The organism is Mesorhizobium sp. M2A.F.Ca.ET.043.05.1.1, assembly GCF_003952445.1.
In the GTDB taxonomy this organism is placed as follows: domain Bacteria; phylum Pseudomonadota; class Alphaproteobacteria; order Rhizobiales; family Rhizobiaceae; genus Mesorhizobium.
Genome location: NZ_CP034446.1, coordinates 3,549,222 through 3,568,797, shown reverse-complemented (window position 1 = coordinate 3,568,797; position 19,576 = coordinate 3,549,222). Strand labels below are relative to the sequence as shown.

Below are 19,576 nucleotides of genomic sequence, written 5' to 3'. Positions count from 1 at the left end.
GGCGACCGATCGAGCGGCGCGCCCGATCGATTATGCCGCCCGAATTACGGAGACCGTCGCTACCCGCGCTTTTCGATAACCGCGTAGAGCACGTTGCGGTTCTCGCCATAGAACACCTGCGCGTCGACCGTGTTGCGGTCGACGCTGGCATTGATGATGTTCCACATGTCGGCTTCCGAGCGCAGCAGCAGCACCCAGTCCATGAACGTCTCGCGATAGCCGGCGTCGGGAGTGCCTTCGGCATAGTTTGCGAACAGGAACCTGCCGTTCGGCTTCAGCATCTGCAGGCACGTCTTCGTCAGCTTCACCGCGACGTTGTGCTGAAGATAGTCGTAAAGGCCCGAAGCATAGATCAGATCGAACTTGCCGAGCTTGTGGCCTCTGGTGAGCACGGTTCGCACCGAGCCGTCCACGGCCTCGATCGCGGTGCCCTGGAAATCGCGCGCGATCAGACCGACGCTCTGCGGATCCTGGTCGAGCGCGACCCACCGCTTCAGCCTGCCCTCGGCAAGCGCGGTCGAGCGGTTGGCCTCGCGCAGATGGCCGGCCGCGATCGCCAGCACTTCCGCTTCCGGTCCATTCCTCGCCGCCGTCTCGTCGACATATCGGGTCAACAGGTCCCGCCGTTCCCGCGCCGCGACGCATGACGGCACATTCTGGGTATGGCTGTAGAGCGCTTTGCCGATCTCCGAGGCGCTGGCCACGTCGTCGGCCACATGCGGATCGCAATAGATAAAGTCGAGCAGCTGCGCGTCGCCGGAATAGCCTCTGGGCTTGGTGAAGGACCAGTGCGTAAGCGGATCCTGGAGGAAATATTGCAGGATCGCATGGTTCTGCGCCACCGGTATCAAGGCCTGCCAGACGTCGGGATGAACCCTGGAACGCAGTGCATTGAGCACTGACAGCAGCCGGCGAACGATCTCGGCGGGATCCTTCCGCAGCTCGATCTGCTGCTGCGTCGTCAACAGGATGAGCGCGAGCTCCGCGCGAGCATCCTCGAACGCCTCGCCGTGGCGCTCGGGCTTCCCTCGATGCAGACCGGCGGCAATTGTCTTGGCAGTAATCAGGCTTTTGCCATCAAAAACGGTCTGCACTGGATACTCCGTGGTTAACAGTCATTTAACTTATTGCGTAGAATGTCGGATTTGCCAACGGTGATCGTTAGCATTTTAATGATATGATTAATTTCCCGCTAACCATCTCGCTTCATTGGATATTTTGACGGCCGGAATTCGGGTTCGAGTTAACGCAAACTTGTCTCCCGCCGTGGCATTTTATTGCTCGGCAAACCGTTGTTTCCCTAGGAGCGGGCCCGCGTGGGGGCAGGAGCGAGAAAAGAGTTAGAAAGGCAAAAACCCTTTGAGCAGGGGTTCATTGCGGACGAACGCGTCGCGTCCAGATTGGCCGATATGGCGCATGTCGAGCCCTACGAGCCGCGCCCCGGCCCGGGGCCGAACGAGCTGCGCGTCCTTTATCGCGAGGAATCGCAGGCGAAGCGGCGGCGGGAAGCCAGGCCCGGGCTTTGGATGGCCGTCGCCATTTATGTGCTGTTCTCAGCGACGGATCTGCTGCTGGTGCCGGATGTGGCGCTCTACACCATCATGGCGCGCTTCGCCGTGGGCCTCACGGCCCTGCTGACGCTTGAGGGGCAGCTTCGCCGCGGCGTTGCCACGCAATGGCTCGACATCACCTGCGCAGCCGCCATCATCTTTGGCTATGTCGGCTGGCTGTGGCCGACCTCCTTGGGTGCGGATCGGCAAGCCGTCGCCTATTATATGGTGTTCGGCACGATCTTCATGATGAGTGCCAACCTCTTCTTCACGTTCAGCTTCAAAACGTCGATCATCACCTCGACCATAATCCTGTGCATATTGTACGTAGTGAATTATTTCGTGCCCGCATCGCTCACATACAAAATGGTGTTCGGCACATTCTACGTCTCGTGCTTCACCTTCACCTCCTATGTGAACTGGAAGCTGAACGAGGAACGCTACAACGTCTTCCTCAACGCGCTCGAAGCCAAGATCCAGCACAAGGAGGCGACGGAGCGCGGCAAGGCCTTGCTGAGACTATCGCGGACGGATCCGCTGACGGGCCTGGAGAACCGCCGCGCGATCGACGAGAAGCTGCGCGAATACTGGAGCGACTGGCAAAAGCTCGGCAAGCGTTTCGCGGCGATCCTCATCGACGTGGATTTCTTCAAGAAGTTCAACGACTGCTATGGCCATCAGGAAGGCGACCGTTGCCTGATCCATGTCGCCAATGCGCTGAGCGATCTTATCCGGCAACACAATGGCTCGATCGGGCGCTATGGCGGTGAGGAATTCATCGTGCTCGCCCGCATGAACGACAAGGATCAGGTCGCCGACCTCGCGCAAGCCATCTGCCGCACGGTGGAGGAACTGGCGCTGACGCACGAGCTGCGGCGCGACGGCACCTCGATCGTGACGGTGAGCGTCGGCGCCGCGTTTACCAGGACGCAGGCCGGCGGCAAGCTGGAAAAGATCATCCACGAGGCGGACCGCGCGCTTTACCTGGCAAAGGCCGGCGGCCGCAATTGCGCCCGCCTGTTCGACCCGACCGATCCGCAGAGCAGCGACGAGAGCGAGAACATCGCGGCCTTGCTCAAGATCGCAATCGACAGGAATCTCGTCTCCCTGGTCTATCAGCCGATCCAGGAAATAGCCTCGGGCCGGGTCGAGGCCGTCGAGGCGCTGATGCGCCTCAAGATGCTCGACGGCATACTGGTTCCGCCGAGCCTGTTCATTCCGGTGGCCGAACGCACCGGCGCCATCCTGGAGCTCGGCCGCTGGGCGATAAGGACGGTGTGCACCGACGTCCTTGCGCATGACGACGTCCGCGTGGTCAGTGTCAACGTGTCGCCGATCCAGCTCAAGACGCCCGGCTTCGCGACGTCCGTCGCCGGCATCCTCGGCGAAACCGGCGTGGCCGGCAGCAGGCTTGCCTTCGAGATCACCGAGGGGCGCGAGCTGGAGATGGACTCCGACATCCTGCGCTGCATCAGCGACCTGAAGCTCCTGGGCATCAAGATCTGGCTCGACGATTTCGGCACGGGCTTCGCCGGCCTGTCATGGCTGCGCCTGATCGATTTCGACACGGTCAAGATCGACCGCTCGTTCCTGCATGACTGCGGCACACCCAAGGGCATGGCCATGCTCCAGGACATCATCGCGCTGGTCCGCAACCGCGGCCACAAGATCCTGGTCGAAGGCGTGGAGACCGACGAGCAGATGGCCCTGATGCGCGACTTCGGCATCGACAAGGTCCAGGGCTACCACGTCGGCCGCCCGATGCCCGCCGCAAGCTTCCAGGCAAAGCAGCAGGTGCAGAAGCGCCCGTTCACGGTGCTGAAGTCGGCGTGATACGGCATTCGAATTGAAAGCGCAGGTAAAGGCATTTCCGAGATCGCGTCTGAGGCGCGGGCGGGCGAGGAGTTTCTCCTTGCTGCCCCCAGCCGCCTGTCCTGAACAGTTCGGCAAGGTCGTGGTCGTGGTTTGAGGCCCGCTTGCCTGTTTGCAGGCTGCGGCCCCCTTCAGCGAAAGGGTTAATAGGCCGCGGCCGAGCCGGGTATAGCCTGAAGGCGCTCGATGTCCTGACGGGGCGGGGCGCCGAACAGGCGCCGATACTCGCGGCTGAACTGGGACGGGCTGTCGTAGCCGACCGCGAAACCGGCCGTGCCGGCGTTGGCCCCGTCGGCCAGCATCAGCCTTCGCGCTTCCTGCAGGCGTAGCTGCTTTTGATATTCGAGCGGGGTCATGCGTGTGATCGCCTTGAAGTGGGCGTGAAGCGACGACGCGCTCATGCCTGAGGCGGCGGCAATCTCGTCGATCCGCAACTGGGTGTGGAAGCCGTTGCGTATCGTGGCGATGGCGCGGCTCACCTGGTTCAGGTGGCTGTCGACGGTTCCCATTTGACGAAGCGTTGCGCCATGCGGACCGGTGAGCAGACGGTAGAGGATTTCGCGCTCCACGAGCGGGGCCAGGACATCGATGGTCTCGGGGCGATCGAGCAGCTTCACCAATCGGCATGCGGCATCGATCAGGTCAGGATCGCTTGGATAGACGGCAAGCACGGGCAAGTCCTTCTCGGAAGAAACCCGCTGCTCGGTCACAAGCAGGTCGGCAAGGGCCGCGGGGTCGAAGTCGATCTTGCAGCAAAGATATGGCGCGGCCGGACTGGCCTCGAGAACATGGCCGACCAGAGGCAGGTCGACCGAAACAAGAAGATAGCTCGATGCATCATAGACCACGCTCTGGCCGGCCAGCGAGACGCGCTTCGACCCTTGGGCGATTATGCAAAGCGAAGCTTCATAGACCGCCGGCACGGGCGCGCTGGGATGGTCGGCGCGAATGAGCGACAGCCGGGGCACCGCGGTGCCGGACATGCCGGAAACCGGTGCGAACCGCGAGATCAGCTGAGCCAGATCGGCAATTTTGTCCATGCCGCATAAATCTGCATCGCGCGCGATGTTGCAAGGCTTGGTCGGCTTGTTTGGAGGATCGTGCAAACTCTTTGGACGATCGCGCTACCGCTCTCCGCCTTCGCGCCACCATTTTGCGTCCCGTCACCGCAAGCGAAAAGGAAACGATCATGACGGGACTGAAAGACAAGGTTGTATTGGTCACCGGCGCCTCGAGCGGCATCGGCGAAGCGACGGTTCGCGAGCTCTCATCGGCGGGCGCCAGGCTGTTTATCGGCGCCCGACGCGGCGAGCGTCTGAAGGCGCTGGCCGAGGAAATCGGTGAACGCATCGCCTGGCGCGAGCTCGACGTAACGAAGGCTGAGAGCTTCGATGCGTTCGCCGATGCCGCGCACGCCGAATTTGGACGGATCGATGTGCTGGTCAACAATGCCGGCGTTATGCCGCTGTCGCCGCTTGCCGCGCTGAAGCGCGATGAGTGGGCGCGCATGATCAACGTCAACATCTTCGGCGTGCTGAACGGGATCGCTTCGGTGCTGCCGCGCTTCGTCGCGCAGAAAAACGGGCACGTGGTCAACGTGGCGTCGGTCGGCGCGCATCTCGTGCTGCCGACGGCGGCGGTCTACTGCGGCACCAAATATGCAGTATGGGCAATCACGGAAGGCCTGCGCCAGGAGCATGACGAAATCCGCGCCACGATCATCTCGCCCGGCGTGACCGCGACCGAACTGGGCGACGACATCAGCGATCCCCAGGTGGCCGCAGCTTTGAAGGAGTGGCGGCAGAAGTCACTGACGCCGGACGCCATCGCCCGCGCGATCCGCTTCGCCCTGGAACAGCCCGACGGCGTCGACGTCAACGAAGTGATCGTGCGCCCGACGGCGGCGAATATGTAGACATTCGTCTGCCAGATGCCGATTGTCGGTGAATAACGGGCAGGCCGACGTCCCGCGCCGGCCTGCCTCAGGCATGGATCAAGCGGCCTTGACCTTCAGCTCTTCCTCGCCGCGCACCATCCGGGTCACGCCGGCGAAGTCGAGCTTGCCGGAACCGAGCACCGGCACTTTCGGCACGACGCGCACCTCGGCCGGCACCATCAGGTCCATGGCGCCGTGCGCTTTGGCAAAGGCCAGGAACTCGGCGCGGGTGGCGCCGGAGGCTTCGGTGATGAGGATCAGCTTCTCACCCTTGCGCGCGTCCGGCACCGCCGCGACGGCCGATGGCGAGCCTTTCCAGAGTTCACCCGCCAGCGCCTCGACCGCCGCCAGCGAAATCATCTCGCCGCCGATCTTGGCAAAGCGCCTGGCGCGGCCCCGGATCGAGATGAAGCCAGCATCGTCGACGGTGACGATGTCGCCGGTGTCGTGCCAGCCGTCCTTCACCGGCTCGATCACACCGGGGTTTTCGGCCCGCAGATAGCCGGCCATGACGTTCGGGCCGCGCACGAACAGCCGCCCGCCCTCCTCGACGCCGGGCACCGAATCCAGGCGGTACTCCATGCCCGGCATGATTTTGCCGACGCTGCCCGACTTGTTGTACATCGGCGTGTTGATGGCGATCACCGGGGCTGCTTCCGTCACGCCATAGCCCTCGAGGATGCGCAGGCCGAACTTCTCCATATAGGTCGTGCGCGTCGCCGCCTTGACCGGCTCGGCGCCGGCGAAGCAATAGCGCACCGAGCGGAAGTCGTAGGGGTGCGCGGTGCGCGCATAGCCGGCGAGGAATGTATCGGTGCCGAAGATGATCGTCGCGTTCGACCCGTAGATCAGTTCCGGCACGATGCGGTAGTGCAGCGGCGAGGGGTAGAAATAGACCGGCACGCCCGAGATCAAGGGTAGCACCGTGCCCGCCGTCATGCCGAAGGAGTGGAAGATCGGCAGCACGTTGAATACCTTGTCGCCCGAGTGGAAGTCGATGCGCGAGGCGGCCTGGGCGGCGTTGGCCAGGATGTTGCGGTGGGTGAGCACCACGCCCTTGGGCGTGCCCTCTGAGCCCGAGGTGAACAGGATCGCTGCCGGATCGTCGGCCTTGCGCGCTACCCGCGGCGTCGTCTTGCGCAACAGGCCGAGCAGCTTCTCCTTCAGGCCGATCGTGGCGCGCAGGTCATCGAGCCAGACGATGTCGACCGAGCGGCCGATCTCCTCGACCACCGGCCCGAGCTTGGCCTGCTCGACGAAAGCGCGGGAGGTGAGCACGGTCTTCACCTCGGCCGCCTTGCAGGCCGACAGGATGTTGGCCGCGCCCGCGGTGAAGTTGATCATCGCCGGCACCTTGCCGGCCGACATGACCCCGAGCAGCGTCGCGCATGAGCCGTTGGCGTTGGGAAGCATGATGCCCAGCGTCTCTTGTCCCGCATAGAGATGCTCGAACTTCTCGCCGAGCACCGCGGCGGCGGTGAGCAGCTTGCCGTAGCTCAGCGAACCGGTGACCGGATCCTGCACGGCGAGCTCCTTCATGCCGCGCTCGTGCGCCGTCTCGATGATCTTCTGAAGCACCGTCTTGTCGATATCCTGGGTGCGGAAGACGAGGTCCGACATCACCTGGTAGAGCGCGGAGCCCGCCGCGGCGCGGCGCTGGCGCCCCTTCAGCTCCGCGGGGACTTCGAGCTTGACCGGCTCCAGGATGGTCACCTTGACCTTCGGGAACAGCCGATGGCGCACATGCTGCGAGGTCAGCCGCGAGAAGTAGCTCTTCTCCAGCCCCTCGATGCGCACCGGCACCACCATCGAGCCGGTCTTGTCGGCGACCATGGCGGCGCCGTCATAGACTTTCATGAGGCCGCCGGTGACGGTGATGCGTCCCTCCGGGAAGATGACAAGCGGATCGCCGCCCTGCACGATCTTGATCAGCGTGCGGGTCGACATCGGCTTCGCCGGATTGAGCGGCAGCGCGCGGGCGAGCTTCATGAACGGCTTCATCCACCAGGCCTGCGCGATCGTGTAGTCGATGGCGAAGACCGGTTCCTCGTCGGTCAGCGTCAGCGCCAGCGGGCCGTCGAGGAAGCTGACATGGTTGAGCGCCAGGATCGGCGCCGTGCCGGCTGCCTTGAGATTGTCGAGCCCCTCGACCTCCAGCCGCAGGAAGGCGCGGAACAGGATCGAGACGAAATCGCGGAACGGATTGGTCGGCAGGAATTTCAGCATCAGCCAGGCGGCAATCGCGTTGGCGACGACGAGGCCGGACAGGATGCCCGCGATGGAGACGCCGGCAGCCTGGATGGCGGCGACAAGGATGCCGCCGACGGTCATGAAGCCGGCATTGACGATGCTGACCGCCGCGACGACGCGGGCGCGGCGCGCTTCCGGCGACCAGGCCTGCACGGCGGCGAAGGTCGGCACCACCAGGAATGCGGCGGCAATGGCCATGCCGGCGAGGTCGATGGCCACACGGATGGTGTTCGGGCCGGCGAAGAAGGACGAAAGGCTGGCGGCTGTCGGCGAAGGCTGCATGCTGCCGATGGTCCAGGCGAGATGCAGGCCGAACAGCGCCATCAGCGCGGTGCCGACCGGCGCCGGCAAAAGCACCATGCGGCCCTGCGACATCCAGGCGGCGATGGCCGAGCCGACGGCGATGGAGACGGCGAACACCGCGAGATATGCGGTGACGGCGATCTCGTTGCCGCCGAGCGAATCCTTGATCATCGCCGGCAGGATCGAAAGCACGATGGCCCCGACCAGCCAGAACCAGGAGGTCATCAGGCCGGCGCGCCAGATGCGCGTATCAGTGCGCAGGTCGGCGACCTGCCGCCAGGTCGAGCGCAAGATGTTCCAGTCGATGGTGAGGTTGGGAGCAGCCGAACCGGTGGCGGGGATGTAGCGGCTGACCAGCCAGCAGCCGACGGCGAGCGCCATCATGATCGGTCCGAACACCGCGACGCCAATGCCGTCTGCGGAAACGACGCCGCCGGCAATCGTGCCGCCGAGGATCGCGGCGAAGGTGGCCGACTCGATCCAGGCGTTGGCCTTGGGCAGTTCCTTGCGCTCGAGATGGTCCGGCAGGATGCCGTATTTGATCGGCCCGAACAGCGCCGAGATGATGCCGAACATCAAGAGCGCCGTCATCAGCACCGGGATCGAGGACAGCGCGATGCCGACGACGGCGACGGCGGCCGCGGCGATCTCGGTGAATTTCAGCCGCCGCGCGATCAGCGCCTTGTCGAAGCGGTCGGCGATCTCGCCGCCAAGCGCCGAAAGCAAGAGGAAGGGCGCCATGAAGACAGCGCCGGCCAGCGTCACCAGGGACGCGGCCTGATCCTTCGCCAGCGTGAACAGAATGAGGAACACCAGCGTGTTCTTCAGGAAATTGTCGTTGAAGGCCGAGAGGAATTGCGTCCAGAAGAGAGGCGCGAAGCGCCGCGACATCATCAGATGGGTGTTCATGGCAATTTCCATTAGGCAAGTCTGGCTGGCAATCCGATTGGACTGAGCGGACACTTGCGCGGTTTGAGCCTTGTTTATCGAGAAGCGGTTAAACTTCGTTACTGCGAACCATTCCAATCCATTTGTTTCTTGTTCTTGGCGCCTGGAATCTGTCGCGCATGATCGGTCTCCAGGCCTTCCAGGCACTCGACTGTTTGCGGGCTTGGTTGTCGGCGAGCATCGATATGGTCCATTCGTTTCAGCATTAGGCTGCGTCGGTGCAGGCTTGTTTCAGGTCGGATACATTCTCTTGAACGTCGTTCACGTGGCGCACCTTAGCACATCGTGAACGTCGTTCAAGAGAAAAATAAACGATGTTCAAGAGCCGAATCGATGTTCTAGAGAAAGAACAGCGAACCGCGAGCCGAACCTCATAAGGCAGCGGCCCGGGCGATCCTGTAACTGCGGCAAAGTCGAATTCGACAAAATTTAAAACGTTTGCAATTTCACGAAAGGCGATTACAAACGTTTCAACATTGCGTTCAGGGAGGAACGATTGCCGGCCCGTGTCACCACGCTGAAGGAACTCGCCGCAAGCCTCGGCCTGTCGATCACGACGGTGTCGCGGGCGCTTGCCGGCCATCAGCAGATCGCGCTCAAGACGCGCGAGCGAGTCGCTCAGGCGGCGCGCCAGGCCGGCTATGTTCCCAACACCGCGGCGCGCACGCTGGTTTCCGGCCGCAGCGGCTTCGTCGGGCTGGTGCTGCCGATCCGCGGGCCCAACTTGGTCGATTCCTTCCTCGGCGAATTCGTCACCGGACTGGGCGAGGGCCTTGTGGCGCATGGCGCCGATCTCATCCTCGCCACAGCGGCGGTCGATCAGTCCGAGATTTCCGTCCTGCGCCATGTAGTCGAATCAGGGCGCGCCGACGGTGTCGTCATCACCCGCATCGCCGAGGTCGACGAGAGGCTCGCTTACCTGCGCCGGCGCGCCTTTCCCTTCGTCGCGCATGGCCGGCTGCTCGACAGCGACTTTGCCTACAACTGGCTCGATACCGACGGCGCGTATGCCTTCGGCGAAGCCTTCGACATGCTCTACGATCTCGGCCACCGCCATTTCGGCCTGGTGACGATTTCCGAGCCGATGACGTTTCGGCATCTCAGGCAGGACGGTCTCGCGGCGGCGATTGCCCGTCGCTGCGATCCATCGGTCCGCCTCGACGTGGCGACCGCCCCGCGTTTCGATCGCGGCGCCCGCATCCAGGCTGTCAGCCGGATGCTGCAGGGGCCCGACCGACCGACGGCCGTCGTCGCCTTGTTCGACGAACTGGCGCTGACGGTGATGGAGGAGGCGGCGCGCGCCGGCCTCACGGTGCCGCGCGACCTCTCGGTCATCGGCTTCGACAACGTCGTCGCCTCCGGCTACGCGCCGCCCGGCCTCACCACGTTCGATGCCTCGATCCGGCAATGCGCGCGCGAGATCGCCGACATGCTGCTCACCGTTATTTCCGAACGGCCGGCGGAGCCTTTGACACGACTGATCCGGCCGACGCTGGTGCCGAGAGCGAGCCATGGCCCCGCGCCGAAGACAAGAAAGTGACGCCGGCCTGACGGCGCACATACAGGGAGGAAAAGGCATGACCAATGTGTTGAGGAAACTGGCGGGTGCGGCGTTGGCGCTGTCCGTCGCCGTTGGCGGAGCCCATGCGCAGCAGGTGCTGTTCTGGTCGACGCAGGCGCGCCCCGTCGAGGAAACGCAGAAGATGCGCGACGAGGTGCTGAAAGGCTTCGGCGGCCCGGTCGACTACCAGGTCGCCGAGGACGGGCCCTGGCTCACCCGCCTGCAGGCCGAGTTGCAGGCCGGCTCTGGCGCTATCGGCCTGTTGGGCGGCCTGCATGGCGACTTCTCCACAGTCGGCGCCAGCCTTGTCGATCTCTCCGCCGTCGATGTCGGAGGGGTCAAGGTCAACGAGGCCTACAAGAAGCTCGGCATGCTCGGCACGGGCGAGCAGAAATACATGCCCTGGATGCAGGCCACCTATCTGATGGCGGCGAATAAGCAGGCACTGCAATATCTGCCGCCGGGCGTCGATCTCAACACCATCACCTATGACCAGCTGATCGAATGGTCGAAGAACATCGCCGAAAAGACCGGCTCGCCGAAATTCGGCTTTCCGGCCGGTCCGAAGGGACTGAAGCACCGCTTCTTCGAAGGGTTTCTCTACCCCTCCTACACCGGTTCGATGGTGACCAGGTTCCGCTCGGCCGAAGCCGAGACCGCCTGGAACAAGTTCAAGGAGCTTTGGCAGTACACCAATCCGAACTCGACCAACTATGCCTTCATGCAGGAGCCGCTGCTTTCGGGCGAGGTCTGGGTCGCCTTCGACCACGTCGCGCGCCTAGCTGATGCCTTCAACCAGAAGCCCGACGAATTCGTCGCCTTCCCGGCGCCGGCAGGTCCGGCCGGCCGTGGCTTCATGCCGGTGGTGGCCGGCGTCGCCATCCCGAAGACCTCGCCCGACATCGACAAGGCCAAGGCGCTGGTCGCCTATATGCTGAAGCCTGAAACGCAGATTGCGACGCTCAAGGCGACCAACTTCTTCCCGGTCGTCGAAGTCAAGCTGCCCGACGACATGCCGGCCTCGGTGAAGGCCTTCGGCCCGGCGATCGCCGCCATGACGGGTGCGCCCGATGCGCTGCCGGCGCTGCTGCCGATGGGGCTCGGTGATCTCGGCGGCAAGTTAAACCAGGTCTACAACGACAGCTTCGAGCGCATCGTGCTAGGCGGCGAGGACGTGCATGGCGTGCTCGAAGAACAGGCGGCCGCGCTCAAGGCGATCATCGAGCAGGCCAAGGCGCCGTGCTGGGCTCCCGACAAGCCGTCCGAAGGCGCTTGCCCAGTCGAGTAGCTGGCCGACTAGGATCCTCCCAAGGGGTGCCCGGAGTTTGTTGCGCTCCGGGCGCCCGGACCGCGGCCCTCGCTTGCGCAGGCAAAGGACGAACACCATGAACGGCAAGGCTCTGCCCTATCTGCTGCTGATGCCAGCGACTTTGTTCCTTTGCGTCTTTTTCCTCTATCCCTTTGTGCTGGTCGCCTTCGAGGCGGTGACCCGCGACGGCGCCTTCACCGTCGATAATTTCCGCACCATGGCCGGCAGTTGGAAATTTCCGGCCACTGTCCGCAACACGCTGCTGCTTGCCACGATGTCGTGCCGATCCAACTCGCCATGGCGCTCCTGATGGCATCGGTGGTCTCGCGGCTGGAGAGTGGGCGCAGCGCGGCGCTTTACATCTTCGCCATTCCGCTCGGCATTTCCGACCTCGCCGCCGGCCTGATCTGGCTCGCCATCTTCGACCAGTCCGGCTTCCTCAACACGCTGCTCTCCGGCCTCGGCATCGTCGACCGGCCGGTCATGTTCCTCGGCTACCAGAGCAAGCTGACCATCTTCATTGCCGTCGCTCTGGCCGAGATCTGGCGCGCCACTGCGATCATGATGGTCATCCTCGTTGCCGGCATGGGGCTGATCCCCAAGGAATATTACGAGGCGGCGGAGGTCTTCGGCGCCGGCCCTTGGAAGCGCTTCGTCCGCATCACCCTGCCGCTGCTGCGCCCCAGCCTGCAGACGGCGATCATCCTGCGCGTCATCCTCGCCTTCGAGGTCTTTGCCGTCGTCGCGGCGCTTGGCGGCACCAATCTGCCGGTGCTGATGGGCGAGACCTACAACTGGCAGTTCACGCTGCAGGACCGCAATGTCGCCGCCGCTTCGGCGCTGCTTATCCTCGCCATCTCGATCGGCTTCACGCTGTTTTTCCTAAGGGTGCTGCGCGTGCCCAAGGAGGCGCGGATATGAGGGAGGCACGCCTATGAGCGCCGTCGCGGAAACGCCTACCGCGCCTGCAATCGCCGATGCGCGCAAGGCCGGCGACTGGCTGCTCGTCGCCACCGCAGTCCTGCTTTGCGTCTGGGTGCTGCTGCCGATCTATCTGCTGATTGTCAACGCACTGTCGTCGCCGCAGGACGTGACCGGCTTTCCCAAGCGTTTCTTCCCGTCCTTCGATCTTGGCAGTATCGCCTTCTTCATCAATTTCGCCGGCGTGGCCAGGGCGCTGTGGAACTCGGTGCTGGTCGCCACGCTGACGATGATCCTGTCGATCGGCTTCGGCGCGCCGGCGGGTTATGCGCTGTCGCGCTTCGACTTTCCGGGCAAGGGCACCTTCCGCTTCCTGGTGCTGATGACCCGCGCCTTTCCCCTGCCGCTCTTGGCGCTGCCGCTGGCGGTGATGTTCATCCGCACCGGTCTCGACGACACCGCGATCGGCCTGGCGCTGGTGCACACGACGCTGGCGCTGCCCTTTGCGGTGCTCATCACCTTCTCGCTGTTTTCCGGCATCCCAATCGAGATGGAGGAGGCGGCATGGACACTCGGCTGCACCCGGTGGCAGGCCTTTCGCAAGGTGATCCTGCCGTTGGCGCTGCCCGGCATCGCGGCCTCGGCGGTGTTCGCCTTCACCATCTCCTGGAACGAGGTCTTCGCCGCCGCCGTGCTCACCATCGAGAACCGCACGCTGACCGCCTTCCTGCTGCAGAGCCTCGGCGAGTCGCCGCTCTATCTGAAATTCGCCGGCGGCGCGGCGCTGGTGGTGCCGGCACTGATCTTCATCTTCGCCGTCAGGAAATACCTGTTCGCCATGTGGGGGATCGCCAACCGATGACGCGCGAGAGGAAGAACGCTCATGGCTGAGATCGTCATCAAGGGAGTGGCCAAGCGCTTCGGCGGTTTCACCGCGCTGCATGAGGTCGACCTCGCCATCGCCGACCAGGAATTCATGGTGCTGCTCGGCGCCTCCGGCTGCGGAAAGACCACGCTGCTCAGAATCGTCGCCGGGCTGGAGACGCCGAGCCAGGGCGAGGTCTGGATCGGTGGCCGCCGCGTCGACCACCTGCCGCCGCGCGACCGCGGCATCGCCATGGTGTTCCAGAACTACGCCGTCTTTCCGCATCTGACCGTGTTCGAGAACATCGCCTTCGGCCTGCACATGAAGAAGCTTCCGCAGCAGGAGGTCGACCGTCGCGTCAACCGCACTGCCGAGCTGATGCATATCGAGCAGCTCTTGAAGCGCTATTCCGGCCAGCTGTCCGGTGGCCAGCGCCAGCGCGTCGCGGTTGCCCGCGCGCTCGCCATGGAACCGGACGTCATCCTGATGGACGAGCCGCTGTCGAACCTCGACGCGCTGCTGAGGCTGGAGATGCGCGCCGAGCTGAAAGGCGTGCTCGCCGCATCGAAGACCACCACAATCTATGTAACCCACGACCAGGTCGAGGCGATGAGCCTTGCCGACCGCATCGCCGTCATGCATCAGGGCCGCATCGTCCAGGCCGCGTCGCCGGTCGAGGTGTATCGCAATCCGGCGGCACGCTTCGTCGGCTCCTTCATCGGCAACCCGCCGATGAATTTCCTGCCTGCGTCCAAAGCCGCGAATGGCAGCTGGAATGTCGCCGGGCTGACGCTGCCGGGGCCGAAGTCGGACAGGCAGACAATCGAATTCGCCATCCGGCCCGAGGACGTCGATGCCGGCGACAACGGCTTGCTGGCCATCGTTCGCGTCATCGAGCCACTCGGTCCGCACACGCTGGTCACCTGCGATGTCGAAGGCGGCCTGTTCCGCGCCGTGCTGGACTCCAACGCCGCGGTTGCGGTTGGCGACCGCCTGCGGCTCGCCCCCAAGCCCGACCGCATCCGTTGGTTCGATCCCGAAACCGCCAATGCCCTCTGAAAGACCTCGATCCGCCATGACAGCCGCTGCCGCCCAGGACATCATCGCCCGCGCCGTCGAGGTGCTTAAGGAAAACGACCACGGCGACTACACCATCCCGACGAAAGGGCTTTATCCATTTCAGTGGAATTGGGATTCCTGCCTGACGGCCCTTGGCCTCGCCCATTATGACGAGGCGCGCGCCTGGACCGAGATCGAGACCTTGTTCGCGCATCAATGGTCCGACGGCATGGTGCCGCACATCGTCTTCCATGTCTGGAACGACGGCTATTTTCCCGGGCCCGAGGTCTGGCGCACCGGCCGTCCGACGGCGACTTCGGGTATCACCCAGCCAGCCGTCGCCGGCTTCGCCGTACGCCGCCTGTTCGACCGCGCGCGCGACAGGAAGCTTGCCACGGAGCGGGCCCGTGGGCTGCTGTCGAAGATCGACGCTTGGCACCGGTGGTTCTATGCGAACCGCGACCCGAAAGGGGAGGGGCTGGTTGCGATCATTCACCCCTGGGAGTCCGGCCGCGACAATTCGATCGACTGGGACGAGGCCTTCGAGCGCGTTCCGACCGAAGGCGTCGAGCCTTACACTCGCCGCGACATCCTGCACGCCGACCCGGCGCATCGCCCGACCCAGGCGCAATACGACCGCTATCTCTGGCTGGTCCAGCATTTTCGCGGGCTGGGCTGGGACAATGCCAGGCTGCACGACGCCTCGCCGTTCCAGATCGTCGATCCTGGCTTCAACGCCATCCTGATCCGCGCCGCGGCCGATCTTGCCGATCTCGCCGAGGCGTTGGGCGAGACCGGGATCGCCGCCGCCAATCGTGCCCGCGCCGAAAAGGGCCTGGCGGCGATGGAGCGATTATGGAGCGACGCGCATGCCCAATATCTCTGCCTCGACCGCATCACCGGAAAGCTGGTCGACAGCGCCTCGGTCGGCGGCATCCTGCCGGCCTTCGCGGCCGTCCCGAAGGCGCGTGCAACGGCAATTGCCGCAACCGTCGAGCGCCTCGCCGGCAAGGCGCGATATGTCGTTCCGTCGCACGATCCCGGTGACCCGCGCTTCGATGCCCGGCGCTATTGGCGCGGCCCGGCCTGGCTGGTCGTCAACTACATGATCGCCGACGGACTTCTCGCCGCGGGCCATGCCGAGGTTGCCCGGAGCATCACCCGCTCCAGCCTCGACCTGATCACCGAAAGCGGCTTCGCCGAATATTACGATCCGCTCACCGGAGAACCGCTCGGCGGCGGCCGTTTTACCTGGACGGCGGCAATGGTCATCGAGTTTTTGCGCGCAACGTAAGCGCGCGTTCATCGAGCCCGCATACTTTGCCGCGGCTGGAGCTGCGCCAGCGCGCCGCAAACGGTTATCAATCGTCGCGACGTCATGCTTCGGGATCGCGATCGGCATCCCGGTCTTTGCCTGCACGCCTGACCATTTCCCCTGATGGCGGCGGCGCTGCGCCGCGAGGATATCGGCGCTGGGCGGCGGGTGCCGACATCAAGCTCATTCGCGCCGACGCTGAGACGACAGGCGCGGCCGAGTAAATCAGCCCGGTCGATGATCAGAAGGGCTTCTCGCCAATTACCTCGAAGCGCTCGACCGCGCAGTGCTCGGCAATCGCCGCCAGGATGTCCGTCGAAGGCTCGAGCGCGTCGGGCTGCTTCCATTGAACGTCGAAGGAAAAAACAAAGCAGTTGCGGTCGACATCGTGCTGCATGCCGACGAAGCGCGCGTCATAGCCGAGCGGGCGCACCAATTCCCCAATGTCGGGCGGCGAGTTCTTCGGCCATGAGACCGAAAGGATCGCCTTGTGGTCGCGCGGAATCTTGAGATCGACCCATTTCAAAGCCCACAGCGTGACCAGGGTCAGCACCGTCGCGATCATGCCGAGGCCATACTGGCCGCCGCCGAAGGCGAGGCCGATCATGGTCATGATCCACATCGTCGCGGCGGTGGTGACACCGGTGACGAGATCGCCGCGCCGCAGGATGGCGCCGCCGCCGATGAAGCCGACGCCGGTCAGCACGCCGAGCGCGAAGCGCATCACATCCATGCGCACGAAGGAATCCGGCGTCTTGCCTGAGACGTCGAGCAGCATATTGGCCTGGACCATGGCCACGCAGGCCGCCAGACCGACCAGTATGGTCGTCCGCAGCCCGGCGGAATGGCCGCGGGCCTCGCGGTTCAGGCCGATGAAGAAGCCTGCGACCAGCGTCAGCAGCAGCCGCGCGACGAGGTCCGGCCAGGTCGGATGAAGCGGCATGTCGCAGCAAAGTGTCTCGAACATCGTCTCGACAAGGGGTGTAAATTCTTCGCGCCTCAATTTCGTCCGCGACGTTCAACCGGGCAGAGCCGGGAATGGTTCCCTAAAGCATGTCTCCCGAAAGTGGGAACCGGTTTCGGGATAAAGACATGCGTAAAATCAAAAAACCTAAAGCGGCATGGAGCGAATCTGTAAGATCGCGACGCGCTTTAGTCGGCGCGTCTGAGGCATTCGCAAGGCACGGCCTCAATGAGCGGCAATGCTCAGCAGCAGCGCCAGAACGACGATGCTGACCAGCCCGGCGATGAAGATGATGCGGCGGGTGCGCGTGCGCAGGATGATCTCGCCCTGTCGCGCGTCCTGGCCCGAGAAGACCGGCCCTCCGCTGTCGCGGTCCTTGCGCATGAATTGCTCCTTCCTTTGGAACGGATCCGGAAGGTCTCTGAGCAGGAACCGATTTGTCGGTGTGAAGTTCCGCCGTGTTTCGGCAGGAGGGATGCCCGCGACCGGGATTGAACCGGCCGCGGGAGATGTTGCTTTAGGCGAATTTCGGATCGAGGCTGCCCGACTTGTAGCGCTTGGCCATCTCCGCCAGCGGAATCGGCTTGATCTTCGGCGCGTTGCCGGCGGTGCCGAACTGCTCGAAGCGCTCCTTGCAGAGCTTCTTCATCGCCGCCATGGCCGGCGTCAGATATTTGCGCGGGTCGAACTCCGACGGGTTCTCGGTCAGCACCTTGCGGATCGCGCCGGTTAGCGCCATGCGGTTGTCGGTGTCGATGTTGATCTTGCGCACGCCATGCTTGATGCCGCGCTGGATCTCCTCCACCGGCACGCCCCAGGTCGGCTTCATCTGGCCGCCATATTTGTTGATGATCTCCTGCAGCTCTTCCGGCACCGACGAGGAGCCATGCATCACCAGATGCATGTTGGGCAGACGGCGGTGGATCTCCTCGATCACATTCATCGCCAGCACCGCGCCGTCCGGCTTGCGCGAGAATTTGTAGGCGCCGTGGCTGGTGCCCATGGCCACCGCCAGCGCATCGACATGCGTATCCCGCACGAACTGCTCGGCCTGCACCGGGTCGGTCAAGAGCTGGTCGTGGCTGATCGCACCCTCGACGCCATGGCCGTCCTCCTGCTCGCCGCCGCCGCTCTCCAGGGAGCCGAGCACGCCGATCTCGCCTTCCACCGACACGCCGCCCCAATGCGCCATGTCGACGACGCGGCGCGTGATGCCGGAATTGTAAGCATAGTCGGCCGGAGACTTGCCGTCCTCCTTCAGCGAGCCGTCCATCATCACCGAGGTGAAGCCATACTGGATCGCGGTGACACAGGTCGCTTCGTTGTTGCCGTGGTCGAGATGCATGCAGACCGGGATATCGGGATGGATCTCGACCAGCGCGTCGATCAGCTTGGCCAGCACCACGTCATTGGCGTAGGCGCGCGCGCCGCGGCTGGCCTGCAGGATGACTGGCGACTTGGTCTCCTCGGCCGCCTCCATGATGGCGAGGCCTTGTTCCATGTTGTTCATGTTGAAGGCAGGCACGCCATAGCCATGTTCGGCGGCATGGTCGAGCAATTGTCTCAGTGTGATGCGAGCCAACGAATAGTCTCCCGTATCTGTTGAAAGCGCGATTTAGCAGGTCGGGCCGAAACCCGGCCCAACTGCTTCTGGCCGGATTTCCGACGGACCGCAACCCACTCAGGTCGCGGTCCTGAAATCCAAATCGGTTTAGTTCCGATGCGCTGCTCGCAAAGGGGTTCAGGCCGCGATTCTGGCACGCGCGGCGAGGATCTCGACGCAGGCCTTCGCCGCTTCCTTGCCTTTCACTGTGAAATGCTCGTGAAAGAAGCGGTGATGCTCGGCGCTGTCATGGTAGTTGTGCGGCGTCAGCACCGCCGACAGCACCGGCACGCCGGTCGCAAGCTGCACATTCATCATGCCGTCAATGACGGCGCTCGCCACGAAGTCATGCCGGTAGATGCCGCCATTGACAACGAAGGCGGTGCCGAGGATCGCGGCATAGCGGCCGGTCTCGGCAAGCGTCTTGGCGTGCAGCGGGATCTCGTAGGCTCCCGGCACGTCGAAGACCTCGACGGTGAAGCCGCCGAGCGCGGCAAGCTCCGCCTCGAACGCCGCTACGCATTGGTCGACGATATCGGCATGCCAGCGCGCGCGGATTACGGCGACACGAAGGGTAGTTTGGTCTTTGGGGAAATGCTGATTCATGGGTCCTTCCTTCCGTTTCGAACCAGAATCAGGACGCACGACGCAAAAACGCGGCCCACGCGAGCGGGCCGTCTTTCAGCGTACGTTCTCTTCCATCCGGACTGTAACCGTCGGCTCCGGAATCGCACCGGATCTGCTGACCCTTCCACTAGAGCGCCACGCGTCCTTTTGGACGCGTAAAGGACGCTCTAGCACTTAAGAATCCACGCATTGATGCGTGGACCGGAAGGCGCTCGCGGGCTTGGGTCGAGACCCTTACCGCCGGTGGGGACTTTCACCCCGCCCTGAGAACATTAACGCGGGTTTTATGAGAGAGGAGGGTGGCGCTGTCAATTGGCGACTGGCTAATCCTTCCCTTGTAGGGATGCCGGCAGGGTAGGGGCGGCGCTGTCCCGCCAACGTATCTATGCTTGGGTTCCTCGCCCCGCCGAAGGCGGGGAGAGGTGTCCGCGAAGCGGACGGAGAGGGGCCTTCGTAGGGCGCTCCCCTCTCCGTCTCGGCTTCGCCGAGCCAC

Annotated in this window: 16 protein-coding genes and 1 riboswitch; of the genes, 9 read left to right on the top strand and 7 right to left on the bottom strand. The window is 63.9% G+C overall.

Annotated elements, in window-relative coordinates; translation table 11 throughout:
• Positions 1–59 precede the first annotated feature (59 nt).
• The gene (locus EJ069_RS17510) at positions 60–1,094 is read right to left on the bottom strand and encodes a class I SAM-dependent methyltransferase (protein ID WP_126062367.1); all 1,035 of its coding nucleotides are present in this window, start codon (positions 1,092–1,094) and stop codon (positions 60–62) included.
• A 315-nt stretch (positions 1,095–1,409) separates the two neighbouring features.
• On the opposite strand from EJ069_RS17510, the gene EJ069_RS17505 reads away from it, so the two are divergent.
• Positions 1,410–3,383 carry an EAL domain-containing protein gene (locus EJ069_RS17505; protein ID WP_126062366.1) on the top strand — a complete coding sequence of 658 codons (1,974 nt, stop codon included), beginning with the start codon at positions 1,410–1,412 and terminating at the stop codon, positions 3,381–3,383.
• A gap of 182 nt (positions 3,384–3,565) precedes the next feature.
• On the opposite strand, the gene EJ069_RS17500 is transcribed toward EJ069_RS17505, so the two are convergent.
• The gene (locus EJ069_RS17500) at positions 3,566–4,462 is read right to left on the bottom strand and encodes an AraC family transcriptional regulator (protein WP_126062365.1); all 897 of its coding nucleotides are present in this window, start codon (positions 4,460–4,462) and stop codon (positions 3,566–3,568) included.
• A gap of 149 nt (positions 4,463–4,611) precedes the next feature.
• Here EJ069_RS17500 and EJ069_RS17495 point away from each other — a divergent pair, with 149 nt between their 5' ends.
• Entirely contained in the window at positions 4,612–5,337 is a 726-nt protein-coding gene (locus EJ069_RS17495; protein WP_126062364.1) for an SDR family oxidoreductase, read from the top strand.
• 78 nt (positions 5,338–5,415) lie between these two features.
• Here EJ069_RS17495 and EJ069_RS17490 read toward each other — a convergent pair whose 3' ends face one another.
• Positions 5,416–8,820 (bottom strand): acyl-[ACP]--phospholipid O-acyltransferase, encoded by a 3,405-nt coding sequence (locus EJ069_RS17490; RefSeq protein WP_126062363.1) that lies wholly within the window; start codon positions 8,818–8,820, stop codon positions 5,416–5,418.
• 535 nt (positions 8,821–9,355) lie between these two features.
• Between EJ069_RS17490 and EJ069_RS17485 the strand changes: the two genes are divergently transcribed.
• The 7 genes from EJ069_RS17485 (at position 9,356) to EJ069_RS17460 (ending at position 15,868) form a co-directional block, all read left to right on the top strand.
• Positions 9,356–10,399, top strand: coding sequence for a substrate-binding domain-containing protein (locus EJ069_RS17485; RefSeq protein WP_126062362.1), 1,044 nt, complete (start codon positions 9,356–9,358; stop codon positions 10,397–10,399).
• Between the two features lie 37 nt (positions 10,400–10,436).
• Positions 10,437–11,708: an ABC transporter substrate-binding protein gene (locus EJ069_RS17480; RefSeq protein WP_126062361.1), complete on the top strand. Its 1,272-nt coding sequence runs from the start codon at positions 10,437–10,439 to the stop codon at positions 11,706–11,708.
• A 97-nt stretch (positions 11,709–11,805) separates the two neighbouring features.
• Positions 11,806–12,039, top strand: coding sequence for a hypothetical protein (locus EJ069_RS33325; protein WP_245456154.1), 234 nt, complete (start codon positions 11,806–11,808; stop codon positions 12,037–12,039).
• A complete protein-coding gene (locus EJ069_RS17475; RefSeq protein WP_245456153.1) occupies positions 12,009–12,650 on the top strand; it encodes a sugar ABC transporter permease in 642 nt (213 codons plus the stop codon). Before EJ069_RS33325 ends, EJ069_RS17475 begins: the two co-directional genes overlap by 31 nt.
• A gap of 13 nt (positions 12,651–12,663) precedes the next feature.
• The gene (locus EJ069_RS17470) at positions 12,664–13,512 is read left to right on the top strand and encodes a carbohydrate ABC transporter permease (protein ID WP_126062360.1); all 849 of its coding nucleotides are present in this window, start codon (positions 12,664–12,666) and stop codon (positions 13,510–13,512) included.
• 21 nt (positions 13,513–13,533) lie between these two features.
• A complete protein-coding gene (locus tag EJ069_RS17465) occupies positions 13,534–14,574 on the top strand; it encodes an ABC transporter ATP-binding protein (protein WP_126062359.1) in 1,041 nt (346 codons plus the stop codon).
• Between the two features lie 16 nt (positions 14,575–14,590).
• Complete coding sequence (locus EJ069_RS17460; protein ID WP_126062358.1) at positions 14,591–15,868, top strand: trehalase family glycosidase; 1,278 nt, start codon at positions 14,591–14,593, stop codon at positions 15,866–15,868.
• A gap of 262 nt (positions 15,869–16,130) precedes the next feature.
• On the opposite strand, the gene EJ069_RS17455 is transcribed toward EJ069_RS17460, so the two are convergent.
• The 4 genes from EJ069_RS17455 to EJ069_RS17440 form a co-directional block, all read right to left on the bottom strand.
• Positions 16,131–16,856, bottom strand: a complete 726-nt coding sequence (locus tag EJ069_RS17455) for an MgtC/SapB family protein (RefSeq protein ID WP_126062357.1) — start codon at positions 16,854–16,856, stop codon at positions 16,131–16,133.
• A gap of 222 nt (positions 16,857–17,078) precedes the next feature.
• Entirely contained in the window at positions 17,079–17,237 is a 159-nt protein-coding gene (locus tag EJ069_RS17450) for a peptide ABC transporter permease (RefSeq protein ID WP_126062356.1), read from the bottom strand.
• A gap of 133 nt (positions 17,238–17,370) precedes the next feature.
• Positions 17,371–18,435, bottom strand: a complete 1,065-nt coding sequence (gene fba / locus EJ069_RS17445) for a class II fructose-bisphosphate aldolase (RefSeq protein WP_126062355.1) — start codon at positions 18,433–18,435, stop codon at positions 17,371–17,373.
• Positions 18,436–18,594: 159 nt separating this feature from the next.
• On the bottom strand, positions 18,595–19,062 hold the full coding sequence (locus EJ069_RS17440; RefSeq protein WP_126062354.1) for a 6,7-dimethyl-8-ribityllumazine synthase: 468 nt from the start codon (positions 19,060–19,062) through the stop codon (positions 18,595–18,597).
• Between the two features lie 80 nt (positions 19,063–19,142).
• A riboswitch (FMN riboswitch) is annotated at positions 19,143–19,358 on the bottom strand.
• Positions 19,359–19,576 lie beyond the last annotated feature (218 nt).

Excerpts from the sequence above, each read along its gene's own strand:
- EJ069_RS17490 (WP_126062363.1), bottom strand. The coding sequence starts at position 8,820 with ATGAACACCCATCTGATGATGTCGCGGCGCTTCGCGCCTCTCTTCTGG.
- EJ069_RS17495 (WP_126062364.1), top strand. The coding sequence starts at position 4,612 with ATGACGGGACTGAAAGACAAGGTTGTATTGGTCACCGGCGCCTCGAGC.
- EJ069_RS17450 (WP_126062356.1), bottom strand. The coding sequence starts at position 17,237 with ATGCGCAAGGACCGCGACAGCGGAGGGCCGGTCTTCTCGGGCCAGGAC.
- EJ069_RS33325 (WP_245456154.1), top strand. The coding sequence starts at position 11,806 with ATGAACGGCAAGGCTCTGCCCTATCTGCTGCTGATGCCAGCGACTTTG.
- EJ069_RS17440 (WP_126062354.1), bottom strand. The coding sequence starts at position 19,062 with ATGAATCAGCATTTCCCCAAAGACCAAACTACCCTTCGTGTCGCCGTA.
- EJ069_RS17480 (WP_126062361.1), top strand. The coding sequence starts at position 10,437 with ATGACCAATGTGTTGAGGAAACTGGCGGGTGCGGCGTTGGCGCTGTCC.
- EJ069_RS17505 (WP_126062366.1), top strand. The coding sequence starts at position 1,410 with ATGGCGCATGTCGAGCCCTACGAGCCGCGCCCCGGCCCGGGGCCGAAC.
- EJ069_RS17460 (WP_126062358.1), top strand. The coding sequence starts at position 14,591 with ATGACAGCCGCTGCCGCCCAGGACATCATCGCCCGCGCCGTCGAGGTG.
- EJ069_RS17470 (WP_126062360.1), top strand. The coding sequence starts at position 12,664 with ATGAGCGCCGTCGCGGAAACGCCTACCGCGCCTGCAATCGCCGATGCG.
- EJ069_RS17500 (WP_126062365.1), bottom strand. The coding sequence starts at position 4,462 with ATGGACAAAATTGCCGATCTGGCTCAGCTGATCTCGCGGTTCGCACCG.
- EJ069_RS17455 (WP_126062357.1), bottom strand. The coding sequence starts at position 16,856 with ATGTTCGAGACACTTTGCTGCGACATGCCGCTTCATCCGACCTGGCCG.
- EJ069_RS17465 (WP_126062359.1), top strand. The coding sequence starts at position 13,534 with ATGGCTGAGATCGTCATCAAGGGAGTGGCCAAGCGCTTCGGCGGTTTC.